Here is an 11,975-nt window from a genome sequence, read left to right on the forward strand (position 1 = left end):
GTCCCCACGGGCCTCCCGGCCGGTCAGGCGGTGTCGTCCAGTGCCGGCGCCGGTTCCGCCACGTCGGCATCGTCCGCCGACTCGTGCGGCACCAGTCCCACGCCGAGGGCGCCCGCGAGGCCTGCCGCAGCGGTCCCGCGGTCGGTGACCTCGATGCCGTCGAGCCCCTGCCACGCCGCCGTCCTCCGGAGCACCTCGGCCAGCCGCTCGGCGTCGAGGTGTTCCCCGGGCTCCTCCCACGCCGTCCGCACCCGCAGCACGCCGCGCTGCCGATCGCTCTTCAGGTCGATCCGTCCGGTGAGCCGGTCGTCCTGCAGCACGGGCAGCACGTAGTACCCGAACACCCGCTTGGGCGCGGGCGTGTAGATCTCGATCCGGTAGTGGAAGCCGTACATCCGCTCGGCCCGGCGCCGGAACCACACGACGGGGTCGAAGGGGCTGAGCACCGCGTCCGCCGTCAGCGTCCGGGGTACCCGGGCGTCCGGGTGCAGCCACGCACGGTCCGCCCACCCCTCGACGCGCACGGGCAGGAGCTCGCCGGCCTCGGTCAGTTCGGCGAGGGCGCGACCGGTGTCGTCCGACCGCAACCGGTAGTAGTCCGCGATGTCGGCGCGGCTGCCGACCCCGAGCGCCCGTGACGCCCGGCGGACGAGCTCCCGGACGGCGTCGGCGCGGGCGGGGGCCTCGTCGAGGAAGCGATCGGGCAGGACCTGCTCGGGCAGGGCGTAGACGCGCTCGAACCCCGTCCGGCCCGCGCTGACGACCTCACCCCAGCGGAACATCTGCTCGAGCCCGATCTTGACGTCACTCCAACCCCACCACGGCCCGCGACGGACGTTCGACTCGTGCTCGACCGCGCTCGCCCGCATCGGCCCCTCCGCGTGCAGGAGCGCTTGCAGCTCCCGCCGGACGCCCTCGGTCCGGACGACGGACTCGATCCGGTTCGGGCGGGCGTCCCGCGTCCGGAGCGCGTCCATGCGCCAGCGGAACAGGCGGAGGTCATCGCGGGGGACGAAGGCGGCCTCGTGCGCCCAGTACTCGAGGTACGGACCGCGCCGCGTGGTGGTGAGCCGGTCGAGCGTCGCCCGGTCGTAGGCACCGAGACGGGCGAACAGCGGGAGGTAGTGGCTCCGCTCGAAGACGTTCACCGAGTCGATCTGCAGCAGCCCGAGCCGGGCGAACCCGGCGTTCAGCGCGCGGGTCGACACCGCGGGGGAGGGAGCGGCGCCGAACCCCTGCGCCGCGAGCGCGACCCGGCGTGCTTCGGCGGCGGAGAGCGTCGTCCTGACCATGCCCTGACGCTACCGATCCGCACCGACATGCCCGGGCGAGAACCCGTATGCCTGATCCGGAACCTGTCAGGTTGTACATCGGTACAGTGGCGGGCATGGCTTGGGGCAAGAAGACTCATCCCGACCCCGTCGTCGAGGATTCAGTGCCCACGGGCATGCGGATCGCGGGGGCGTGGTCGTGGCGCGTGCTCGTCGTGGTCGGCGTGGTGGCGGTGTTCATCTACCTCGTCACGCTGTTCAGCGAGGTGCTCATCCCGTTCCTCATCGGCATCGTGGTGGCGTCGCTGCTCGTGCCGCTCTCGAACTGGATGCAGCGGCACCACGTCCCGAAGTGGGTCGCCGTCGTGGTGAGCCTCGTCGGCGGACTCGCGGCCGTCGGTGGGCTCATCTGGCTCGTGGTCGACCAGATCGCCGCGGCCTGGCCGTCGCTCCGTGATCGCGCGCTGCAGCAGTACGACTCCGTGCAGCAGCTCCTGCAGAACTCCGGACTCGACATCAGCGAGAAGGACTTCAACAACTACCTCGACCAGGGGACGAACTGGCTGCAGGACAACTCCGGGTCGATCCTGTCCGGCGCCGCGAGCGTCGGGTCGTCGCTCACCCACGTGCTGACCGGCCTGTTCGTCGTCATCTTCACGGTGATCTTCCTGCTCATCGACGGCAAGAACGTCTGGCGCTGGGTCGTGCGGATCTTCCCGAAGAAGGCACGTTCGGCGATCGACGGGGCGGGTGTCTCCGGGTGGACGACACTCACGAGCTTCGTGAAGGTGCAGATCTTCGTCGCGTTCGTCGACGCCGTCGGCATCGGCATCGGTGCCGCCGTCCTGCAGCTGCCGCTCGTCGTCCCGATCGCCGTGTTCGTCTTCCTCGGCGCGTTCATCCCCGTGGTCGGCGCGATCGTGACCGGCATCCTCGCCGTCATCGTGGCGCTCCTCTTCAACGGGTGGGTCGCGGCCCTGATCATGCTGGGCGTCGTCCTCGCAGTGCAGCAGATCGAGGGCCACATCCTCCAGCCGCTCGTCATGGGCAACGCCGTGAAGGTCCACCCGCTGGCCGTCGTCCTCGGCGTCACCGCGGCTTCGGGCCTGGCAGGCATCGCCGGCGCGTTCTTCGCCGTCCCGCTCATCGCCACCCTCAACTCCATGGTCACGACCATCGCGAGCGGGAAGTGGCGCGGGCTCGACTCCGACCACGTGCTCGAGGCGCAGCAGCGCGACCACGCCGCCACCGCGAAGGAGAAGCGCGAGCGGAAGTGGCGGAAGCGGCACCGCAACGACGTCCCGGAGCCCGGCAGCGACGAGCAGCCGACGGCGGCCAAGGGCACGGCTGGCTGACGCCCGGCGACCCGAGCGGACGTCACGAGTTCGCGGCGACGACCGCGAGCGACGATGATGAGCGGGTGACCGACACCACCGCGCCCCAGATCCCGACCGCAGCGATCCCCACGCTCGCGGACATCGAGGCCGCTCGCGCGACCATCGCCGGGGTCGCCCGCGTCACCCCGATGGAGTCGTCGCAGTACCTGGCGGAACTCCTCGGCTCGCCCGTGCACCTCAAGTGCGAGAACCTGCAGCGCACCGGGGCGTACAAGGTCCGCGGCGCCTACAACCGCCTGTCCGCCCTCACACCGGAGCAACGAGCGAAGGGCGTCGTCGCCGCGAGCGCCGGCAACCACGCGCAGGGCGTCGCGCTCGCCGCTCGTGAGCTCGGCATCCCGGCGACGATCTTCACGCCGGTCGGCGTCGCCCTGCCGAAGCTGCAGGCCACGCGGCACTACGGCGCCGACGTCGTCCTGCGCGGCCACTCCGTGGAGGAGGCGCTGAGCGCCGCGAAGGACTTCGCCCACCGCACGGGTGCCGTGTTCATCCCGCCGTTCGACCACCCCGCGGTGATCGCCGGGCAGGGGACCCTCGGCCTCGAGATCCTCGACCAGGTCCCGGACGCCGACACCGTCGTCGTCCCGATCGGCGGCGGCGGGGTCATCGCCGGCATCGCCCTCGCGGTCAAGGGCATCGCCGAGCAGCAGGGCCGCACCATCCGGGTCGTCGGCGTGCAGGCCGCGAACGCCGCCGCCTACCCGACGTCGCTCCGGGCCGGCGAGCCCGTGACGGTGCAGACCACGCCGACCATCGCCGACGGCATCGCGGTCGCCCGCCCCGGGGACATGAACTTCCCGATCATCCGCGACCTCGTCGACGAGATCGTCACCGTCACCGAGGACGACGTCGCCCGCGCCCTCCTCGTGCTGCTCGAGCGCGCGAAGCTCGTGGTCGAGGCCGCGGGCGCGGTCGGCGTCGCGGCGATCATGGCCGGGTCCGTCCACGACACCGGGAAGACCGTCGTGCTCCTCAGCGGCGGAAACATCGACCCGCTCATGATGGAGCGCATCATCACCCGCGGTCTCGTCGCGGCCTCGCGGTACATCGGCATCCGCATCATGCTCCCGGACCGCCCGGGACAACTCGCGCGGGTCGCGCAGGTCATCTCCGACGCCGGTGCGAACGTGGTCGAGGTGCTCCACACGCGGCACGGCCAGGGCCTGGTGATCAACGAGGTCGCGCTCGACCTGTCGGTCGAGGCCCGCGGTCCCGAGCACGCGCAGGAGGTCCTCGGACGCCTGCAGGAGGCGGGCTTCCGCCCGGAGATGATCGAGCGCTGACCGACGGGCCAGCAGAGGCCCGCCTGCCTGCGTGAGCAGACCGCACGGGTCCCGGCCCGGCGCGTCAGCATTCCGTTCGCGACGGCGACACCGGCCTGGAGGCGCGTGAGGCTGCCGTCATGACCCTCACGTCCATCATCCCGTCCCTCCGCGCCTCGCTGCCCGATCCGCTCGACCCGACGCTCTGGCCCGCCGTCACCGTGGCGACCGTGGACGACGTCACGGTCCGGGCGGTCTCGATGCAGCGACTCGCCGCCGTCGCGGGGACGCCCTGCGTGCACACCGCCGAGGAGGCCCCGCCGCGGTACCGCCCCCGCGACTGGCGGCCCCGCGAGCTGTGCGTCACCGTCGCTGCCGTCACCCGTGTCCGGCGCCCGTGGGGTGTGCTCCTCGTCGAGCTCGACGCCGTGCTGCCGGACTGCGCCGTGCTGAGCGAGGCGCGGGTGATCGGCCGGGCCTCGGTCGCCCCGGCTGCCGCCGTGACGCTCACCACGAACCCGGCCGGGACCGCGGGGGTCGACGCGGTGCTGCCCGCGGACGTCGAGGTCGGCGACCTCGTGTGCTTCCCGTGTCGTCGGGCGGTCTCGCACCGAGACGTCACCGTGCGCTGAGCGCTGAGCGCTGAGCGCTGAGCGCTTGGCCCCACCGCACGCGCTCCCACATCGCAGAACGGACACAGCACCGCGGGGTTCCGCGGTGCTGTGTCCGTTGCGTGGTGTGCGGGGCGAGCGACTACGGCTCGTAGCGCTCGACCTTCGTGACCTCGACGGCGATCTCCTTGCCGTTCGGGGCCGTGTAGGTGGTCTTCTCGCCGGCGCGGAGGCCGAGGATGGCGGCACCCACCGGGCTGACCGGGCTGTAGACGGTGAGGTCCGAGCCCTCGGCGACGATCTCGCGGTTGCCGACGAGGAACGTCGACTCGTCGCCCGCGATCACGGCCGTGACGACCGTGCCGGGCTCAGCGGTGCCGTCGAAGTCGGCCTCGCCCACCGTGGCGTGCTTGAGCAGCTCGGTGAGCTGGCGGATGCGCGCCTCGATCTTGCCCTGTTCGTCCTTCGCGGCGTGGTAACCGCCGTTCTCCTTGAGGTCGCCCTCTTCACGCGCCGCCTCGATGCGGTCCGCGATCTCCTTGCGGGCCGGGCCGGAGAGCTGTTCGAGCTCCGCCTGGAGGCGGTCGTGTGCCTCCTGGGTCAACCAGGTGGCCTGGGTGTCGTTGCTCATCGTGTTCCCTTCGACGAAGAGCGAGACCGGCCGGTGTGGCCGGTCTCGCTCTGCGGATCACAGCAGTCTAGGGAACCCAGCAGTCGTGGATCAAGCCGGTCACGCCACGCGTCGTCGTGCGGACCTCGGTCGAGATCGTGCGCGACCGCTGCTCGCTCGCCGGGATCGTCACGACCTTCCACCCGACGATCGTGAACGACTTGTCGAGCACCTGCACGGCGCACTCGGCCTCGGTGCCGGGGTCGAGCGACACCTGCGAGTGCACCACCGTCGCGTGGTCGGAGAGCACCTCGTACCCGACGTCGTCGGTGTCGAGCCCGTGGCTCGTCTGCCCCGGCCCGGCCCAGATCGCCCACACCGCGAAGACGACCACGACCGCGATCGCCGCGACGATCGCCAGGGCCCGCGCCCGGCGGTTCCGCGACGGGGTGCGGCCGTACCGGTCGTCGAGCGTCGCCGCGGTGGTGGCCGCTGCGGGTGCCGGTGTGGCGGGGTGCTGCTGATCGGACAGTTCGGGGCTCCCGGGGTGATTATCCTGATGACCAGGGTAGTTCACGCCTGGCTGTGCGCCGCCCGCGTCCGCGACCGTCCCCGACCGCGAGGAACCCCCGTGCCGTACCGTCTGCTCGCCGTCCACGCCCACCCCGACGACGAGTCGAGCAAGGGAGCGGCGACCGCGGCGAAGTACGTCGCCGAGGGCAACCAGGTCCTCGTCGTGTCCTGCACGGGTGGCGAGGCCGGCGACATCCTCAACGACCAGCTCGGCGAGCCCGCGACCACGCGCGCGCACCGCGACATGGCCGGGTACCGCCGCACCGAGATGGCCGCGGCGCAGCAGGCGCTCGGCATCGACCACGTCTGGCTCGGCTACCACGACTCCGGGCTCCCCGAAGAGGGCGAGACCGTCCGCCCCGGGACGTTCGCGACCGTTCCGCTGGAGTACTCGACCGAGGCCCTCGTGCGCGTCGTGCGCCGCTTCCGTCCGCACGTGCTCGTCACGTACGACGAGAACGGCGGCTACCCGCACCCGGACCACATCCGCACGCACGAGGTCTCGGTGGCTGCGTGGCGCGACGCCGCCGACCCGGCGAAGTACCCGGAGGCGGGCGAGCCCTGGGCGGTCGCGAAGCTCTACTACGAGCGGACCATGAACCCGCGGCGCTTCACCGCCATCCACGACGCGATGCGCGAGCGGGAGCCGGACAGCCCCGCCGTCGAGCAGTTCCGTGAGTGGGTCGAGCGGTTCGCCGACCGGCCGGACCTCGCGACGACGCACGTCGACGTCCGCGGGTACTTCGACGCCCGCGACGCCGCCCTGCACGCACACGCGAGCCAGGTGCCGCCGGACAGCTTCTTCTTCTCGTGGCCGAACGACCTCCTCGCGACGGTGTGGCCGACCGAGGACTACCAGCTCGTCGAGGCCCGTGTGCCGACGTCGACGCCGGAGTCCGACCTCTTCGCGGGGATCCCGGCAGACGAGGACACCACTGCGTGAGCACCACCTGGGCGGCACTGGCCGCCGCCACCCCCAGCCCGAGCCCGACCTCGGTCGTCCCGGACGTCGACGTCACCCCGGGAGTCGCCGGGTTCATCGCGATCGCGGTCGTCGCGGTCGTGACGATCCTGCTGGTCATCGACATGACGCGGCGCATCCGCCGGACGCGCTACCGCGCCGAGATCCGCGAGCGGCTCGAGGCCGAGGCGGGTGCCGAGGATGCCGCGACCGACGAGCCGGAGCGGCGTGCCGCCGAGGACGGCCGCGCCGACGTCGGCGACGACACCGAACGCGGGTAGACGCGACCACCGACGGCATGGCGCGCCCCGCTCAGCGGTGACGCGCCGGCGTCACGCGGGCCGCGCCGGCCGAGCCTGCGAGGGAGGGGTGGCGGGCCGACCACCAGCCTCCAGGCCGTCCTTCACGCACGTCAGTACGTGGCGCGCGCAGGCTCAGCGCACCGGGTCCAGCGCGACGATGAGCACGCCCACCCACTGCGCCGCGAAGGCGATCACGGTCAGGGCGTGGAAGATCTCGTGGAACCCGAAGACCGTCGGCGACGGGTCGGGACGCTTGAAGCCGTACACGAGCGCGCCGAGGACGTACGCCAGGCCGCCCGACAGGACCAGCACGGTCATCGGCACGCTCGCGGCGAAGAACTGCGGCAGGAGGCCCAGCGCAGCGCACCCGAGGACGAGGTAGATCGGCACGTAGAGCCAACGCGGCGCACCGATCCACAGCACGCGGAAGGCGATGCCGAGCGCGGCGCCCGACCACATCACCCAGAGCACCACGACCATCAGCGTGTGCGGCAGGGCGCAGATCGCGATCGGCGTGTACGTGCCCGCGATGAGCAGCAGGATGTTCGTGTGGTCGATCCGCTTGAGGACCTTCTTCACCGTCGGGCCCCACGGAAACCGGTGGTACGTCGCCGAGACGCCGAACATGAGCAACGAGCTCGCCATGAACACGGCGCTGCCGGCCTTCGCCGCGGGTGACGCAGCGAGGCACACGAGCACGACGCCCATCGCGATCGCGAACGGGAACGTGCCGAGGTGGATCCACCCGCGCCAGGCGGGGCGGGGCGGTTCGGTCGCGGTCGACGCCTCCTCGGTGAAGGGGACGTGCGGGAGGGTCCCGGTGTCGTTCGAGGCCTGCATGGAGCCGATCGTAAGGGGACTCTTCGAACGTCTGCCGAACACGCTCCCGTCCTGCGGGTTCGGGGGTGCGGTGCACTACAGTCGTCCCGTGGCGAGCAGGGTGGGACCGACGGGGCGGGGCATCCTCTACCGCGCCTACCAGCGCCGCATCCGGAAGCAGATCGACGGCGCCCCGATGCCGAAGCACGTCGCCATGATCGTCGACGGCAACCGTCGCTGGGCGAAGCAGCTCGGGCTCGAGACCGCGGCGCACGGACACCGCGCCGGCGCCGCGAAGATCCCCGAGTTCCTCGACTGGTGCGACGACCTCGGGATCGAGGTCGTGACGCTCTACCTGCTGTCGTCGGACAACCTCACGGGCCGCGGCGGCCAGGAACTCGAGGAACTCGTCGGCATCATCGCCGAGCTCGCCGGGGTGCTCGCGGACCACCGGGACTGGCGCGTCCAGCACGTCGGGTCGAACGAGGGGCTGCCGTCGTCGCTGGTGGCCGCGCTCGCCGCCGCCGAGGAGCGCACGGCAGACCACACCGGGCTGCACGTGAACCTCGCGGTCGGGTACGGCGGTCGGCGGGAGATCGCGGACGCCATGCGCAGCATCGTCCGGGCGCACGGCGAGGGCGGCGGAACGCTCGACACCCTGGCCGAGGTCCTCACGCCGGAGCTCATCGGCGACCACCTCTACACGCAGGGGCAGCCCGACCCGGACCTCGTGATCCGGACCTCGGGAGAGCAGCGATTGTCGGACTTCATGCTGTGGCAGAGCGCGCACAGCGAGTTCTACTTCGTCGAGGCGTTCTACCCGGACCTCCGCGAGGTCGACTTCCTCCGCGCGGTCCGAGACTTCGGGCTGCGGTCGCGGCGGTTCGGCGGCTGATCGAGCGGCCCGGGCCGGTCCGGCGGTTGCGTTCGTGGCCGGTGGCGCGGCTGCGCGCCGGCGGCACCGTGGCTGCGCGTCGCTGGTGGCGTGGCTGCGCGTCGGCGGTGCCGTGGCCGCTCGCGGTTGCGCACAGTGGACCGGGTTCGGTCCGCCGCCGGTCGTCACAGTAGGCTCACAGGGTTTTCGTCCCATGGAAGGTTGCACCTGTGAACACCGACGAGTACGCCGCGGGCTTCGCCGAGGAGCCCGGCTACCTCGACCACGCCGCGTTCGGCCCGGTCCAGACGGCGGTGCTCGAGGAGCAGCGGGTGCTCGGCACGATCCAGGAGCACATGCGCTTCGGGGCGATGGAGACGCTCGACGAGCAGGACGCCCGAGTCCGCACCGTGGCCGCTCGACTCGTCGGACGCCGCCCGGACCAGGTCGTCTCGCAGACCGCGACCACCCCGGGCCTGGTGCACACCGCGTTCGGCCTGACCGGTGGCGTGCTCGTGTCCGCCGACGACTACCCGTCGATGCCGCTGGCCCTCGCGTCGGCCGCGTCGTCCACCGGTGGTCGGGTGCAGCCCGTGGTGATCGAGTCCGGCGCCGGGTGGACCACGCCGTCGCTCATCAGCGAACGACTCACCGACGACGTCGTCGCGGTCGCGGTCTCGCTCGTGGACTGGCGCACCGGCTACCTCGTCGACCTCGCCGCGATCCGCGAGGTGATCGGCGACCGCCTGCTGATCGTCGACGCCATCCAGGGGTTCGGTGTCGTGGACGCGGCGTACGAGGTCGCGGACGTCGTCGCGACCGGTGGTCAGAAGTGGCTGCACGCCGGGTGGGGCACCGGGTTCGTGGCCTTCAGCGACCGAGCCCTGAACCGTCTGCGTCCGGCGCTGTCCGGCCCCGCGGGGACCACCGGCTGGCCGGACGAGGTGCCGTCGGTCCGAACCGGCGCCGACGGGTTCCGCTCGACGCGGATCGACCCCGTCGCGCAGGCTCGCCTCGCGGTGTCGCTCGAGCGGCTCGCATCGGTCGGGGTGTCGGCCGTGCAGGAGCGCGTCTCGGACCGGGTCGAGCGGGTCTTCGACATCGCGGACGAGTTCGGCCTCGTGGTGGAGTCGAGCCGCGACCCCCGCGAGCGTGCCGGCATCGTCGTGCTGCGGCCGCCGCAGGGGCGCCTGACCGCGCTCTCGGCGGCGATGCACAACCACGGCGTCACGGTGACGACGCGGTCCGGGACCGCCCGGGTGTCGCCGTTCGCCTCCACGACGGACGAGACGCTCGACATGTTCCGCGACGCCTGCCTGTCCTACGCCACGATGCCGTAGCGCGCGGCGCGCGGCGCGCGGCTTTCGGCCCTCGGCTTTCGGCCCTCGGCGCGCGGCTTTCGGCTTTCGGCCCTCGGCGCGCGCTTTCGGCCCTCGGCCCTCGCGCCGAGACTCGCGCTGCGCGACAAGTCTCGTGCTCGTTCCCACGAGACGTGTCGCTGGTCACGAGACTCGGCGGCGCGCGCACGAGACTCGGCGGCGCGCGCACGGGACTCGGCTGCGCCGCGCCGGACGGGAGGCCCGTGGCGCGGCCGCACCGAGCCTCCAGGCCGGTGGGTGCGCGCGTCTGGCGCGGGGCGCACCGCTCAGGTCGCGTTCACGCGACCGTAACCGGACCCGCCGCGTGTCGCGTGCCCGCTGTCAGGGGTGCGTCGTAGCTTGAGCGCATCGGGCACCGCGCCCGATCGAAGCGGCCGCAGCAGGTGCTTCGAGACCCGCTCCAGTGGCCGCGTCGAGGACAAGGACCGGGTCCTTCGCGGCCCGGGGATGGAGTGGTCGTGACCTCTCAGAACGTCTCTCGCGGAACACAGCAGCAACACACCGCGGACTCGTCCACACCGGTCGCCCAGCGCACGTACGTGCTCGACACCTCGGTGCTCCTCAGCGATCCGCGGGCGCTGTTCCGCTTCGCCGAGCACGCGGTCGTCCTGCCCGTGGTCGTCGTCAGCGAGCTGGAGTCGAAGCGCAACGACCCGGAGATCGGGTACTTCGCACGACAGGCGCTCCGGATCCTCGACGATCTGCGGGTCGAGCACGAGCGACTCGACTTCCCGATCGCGATCGGCGACGGGGGCTCCCTGCGCGTCGAGCTGAACCACTCGAACCAGGCGGTGCTGCCGTCCGGGCTGCAGCTCGGGGACAACGACTCGCGGATCCTCGCGGTCGCGATGAACCTCGCGAACGACGGCCTCGACGTCGTCGTCGTGTCGAAGGACCTCCCGCTGCGCGTGAAGGCGTCGTCGATCGGCATGGCCGCCGAGGAGTACCGCGCCGAGCTCGCGGTCGACAGCGGCTACACGGGCCTCACCGACCTGCAGGTGTCCGGCGAGCAGATGGCCGACCTCTACGAGCACGAGGAGATCCGCTCCGCCGCGCTCGCCGACGTACCGGTCAACACGGGCGTCGTCATCCACTCCGAGCGTGGCTCCGCCCTCGGCCGCGTGCACACCGCCGGGTCGGTGGCGCTCGTCCGTGGCGACCGCGAGGTCTTCGGCCTCCGAGGCCGGTCCGCCGAGCAGCGGCTCGCGATCGACGCGCTCCTCGACCCGGAGATCGGCATCGTCTCCCTCGGCGGCGCAGCGGGGACGGGCAAGTCGGCCCTCGCGCTCTGCGCCGGCCTCGAGGCGGTCCTCGAACGGCAGCAGCACAAGAAGATCATGGTCTTCCGGCCGCTCTACGCCGTGGGTGGCCAGGAGCTCGGGTACCTGCCGGGTGACGCGTCCGAGAAGATGAACCCCTGGGCACAGGCGGTGTACGACACCCTCGGCTCGGTGGTGTCGGACAACGTCCTCGACGAGGTGGTCGAGCGCGGGATGCTCGAGGTCCTGCCGCTCACCCACATCCGCGGACGCTCCCTGCACGACGCGTTCGTGATCGTGGACGAGGCCCAGTCGCTCGAACGGAACGTCCTGCTCACGATGCTGTCGCGGATCGGGCAGAACTCGCGGGTGGTGCTCACCCACGACGTGGCGCAGCGGGACAACCTGCGGGTCGGTCGGCACGACGGCATCGCGTCGGTGATCGAGCGGCTCAAGGGGCACCCGCTGTTCGCGCACGTGACGCTGACCCGCTCGGAGCGTTCGGCGATCGCGGCGCTCGTGACGGAGATGCTCGACTCGCCGGACCTCGTGTAGCGGGCGGCCCGCCGGAACCAGGTTCTGGACACAGCACCAGGCCGTTCCGTGGTGCTGTGTCCGTTCCACGACGCGTCACCACACGACGGACGGGAGGCGCGG

Annotated in this window: 12 protein-coding genes; 8 read left to right on the plus strand and 4 right to left on the minus strand. The window is 72.0% G+C overall.

Annotated elements, in window-relative coordinates; translation table 11 throughout:
• Positions 1–23 precede the first annotated feature (23 nt).
• Entirely contained in the window at positions 24–1,292 is a 1,269-nt protein-coding gene (locus tag ACSW7Y_RS12275; protein WP_438126556.1) for a winged helix-turn-helix domain-containing protein, read from the minus strand.
• 95 nt (positions 1,293–1,387) lie between these two features.
• Here ACSW7Y_RS12275 and ACSW7Y_RS12280 point away from each other — a divergent pair, with 95 nt between their 5' ends.
• The 3 genes from ACSW7Y_RS12280 (at position 1,388) to ACSW7Y_RS12290 (ending at position 4,562) form a co-directional block, all read left to right on the plus strand.
• Positions 1,388–2,626, plus strand: coding sequence for an AI-2E family transporter (locus ACSW7Y_RS12280; protein ID WP_438126557.1), 1,239 nt, complete (start codon positions 1,388–1,390; stop codon positions 2,624–2,626).
• Between the two features lie 65 nt (positions 2,627–2,691).
• A complete protein-coding gene (gene ilvA, locus ACSW7Y_RS12285; protein WP_438126558.1) occupies positions 2,692–3,951 on the plus strand; it encodes a threonine ammonia-lyase in 1,260 nt (419 codons plus the stop codon).
• 119 nt (positions 3,952–4,070) lie between these two features.
• Positions 4,071–4,562, plus strand: coding sequence for a hypothetical protein (locus tag ACSW7Y_RS12290; RefSeq protein ID WP_438126559.1), 492 nt, complete (start codon positions 4,071–4,073; stop codon positions 4,560–4,562).
• A gap of 121 nt (positions 4,563–4,683) precedes the next feature.
• Here ACSW7Y_RS12290 and greA read toward each other — a convergent pair whose 3' ends face one another.
• Positions 4,684–5,172 carry a transcription elongation factor GreA gene (greA, locus tag ACSW7Y_RS12295; RefSeq protein WP_438126560.1) on the minus strand — a complete coding sequence of 163 codons (489 nt, stop codon included), beginning with the start codon at positions 5,170–5,172 and terminating at the stop codon, positions 4,684–4,686.
• 67 nt (positions 5,173–5,239) lie between these two features.
• On the minus strand, positions 5,240–5,728 hold the full coding sequence (locus ACSW7Y_RS12300; protein WP_438126561.1) for a DUF4307 domain-containing protein: 489 nt from the start codon (positions 5,726–5,728) through the stop codon (positions 5,240–5,242).
• A 54-nt stretch (positions 5,729–5,782) separates the two neighbouring features.
• On the opposite strand from ACSW7Y_RS12300, the gene mca reads away from it, so the two are divergent.
• Both mca and ACSW7Y_RS12310 read left to right on the plus strand, forming a co-directional pair.
• Positions 5,783–6,667, plus strand: coding sequence for a mycothiol conjugate amidase Mca (mca, locus tag ACSW7Y_RS12305; protein ID WP_438126562.1), 885 nt, complete (start codon positions 5,783–5,785; stop codon positions 6,665–6,667).
• Complete coding sequence (locus tag ACSW7Y_RS12310; protein WP_438126563.1) at positions 6,664–6,966, plus strand: hypothetical protein; 303 nt, start codon at positions 6,664–6,666, stop codon at positions 6,964–6,966. The genes mca and ACSW7Y_RS12310 overlap by 4 nt, the downstream gene beginning before the upstream one ends.
• 153 nt (positions 6,967–7,119) lie before the next feature.
• Here ACSW7Y_RS12310 and trhA read toward each other — a convergent pair whose 3' ends face one another.
• Positions 7,120–7,827 (minus strand): PAQR family membrane homeostasis protein TrhA, encoded by a 708-nt coding sequence (gene trhA, locus ACSW7Y_RS12315; RefSeq protein WP_438126564.1) that lies wholly within the window; start codon positions 7,825–7,827, stop codon positions 7,120–7,122.
• A gap of 88 nt (positions 7,828–7,915) precedes the next feature.
• Here trhA and ACSW7Y_RS12320 point away from each other — a divergent pair, with 88 nt between their 5' ends.
• The 3 genes from ACSW7Y_RS12320 to ACSW7Y_RS12330 all read left to right on the plus strand — a co-directional run bounded on the left by ACSW7Y_RS12320 (position 7,916) and on the right by ACSW7Y_RS12330 (position 11,873).
• Positions 7,916–8,701: an isoprenyl transferase gene (locus ACSW7Y_RS12320; protein WP_438126565.1), complete on the plus strand. Its 786-nt coding sequence runs from the start codon at positions 7,916–7,918 to the stop codon at positions 8,699–8,701.
• 209 nt (positions 8,702–8,910) lie between these two features.
• Complete coding sequence (locus ACSW7Y_RS12325; RefSeq protein WP_438126566.1) at positions 8,911–10,020, plus strand: aminotransferase class V-fold PLP-dependent enzyme; 1,110 nt, start codon at positions 8,911–8,913, stop codon at positions 10,018–10,020.
• 491 nt (positions 10,021–10,511) lie between these two features.
• Entirely contained in the window at positions 10,512–11,873 is a 1,362-nt protein-coding gene (locus ACSW7Y_RS12330) for a PhoH family protein (protein ID WP_438126567.1), read from the plus strand.
• Positions 11,874–11,975 lie beyond the last annotated feature (102 nt).

Origin of the sequence: Curtobacterium flaccumfaciens (assembly GCF_051548005.1) — a bacterium.
Taxonomy (GTDB): Bacteria; Actinomycetota; Actinomycetes; order Actinomycetales; family Microbacteriaceae; genus Curtobacterium.

Bases quoted from the DNA above. Each gene is read 5' to 3' on its own strand.
- ACSW7Y_RS12275 (WP_438126556.1), bottom strand. From the start codon at position 1,292: ATGGTCAGGACGACGCTCTCCGCCGCCGAAGCACGCCGGGTCGCGCTC.
- ACSW7Y_RS12280 (WP_438126557.1), top strand. From the start codon at position 1,388: ATGGCTTGGGGCAAGAAGACTCATCCCGACCCCGTCGTCGAGGATTCA.
- ACSW7Y_RS12290 (WP_438126559.1), top strand. From the start codon at position 4,071: ATGACCCTCACGTCCATCATCCCGTCCCTCCGCGCCTCGCTGCCCGAT.
- greA (WP_438126560.1), bottom strand. From the start codon at position 5,172: ATGAGCAACGACACCCAGGCCACCTGGTTGACCCAGGAGGCACACGAC.
- trhA (WP_438126564.1), bottom strand. From the start codon at position 7,827: ATGCAGGCCTCGAACGACACCGGGACCCTCCCGCACGTCCCCTTCACC.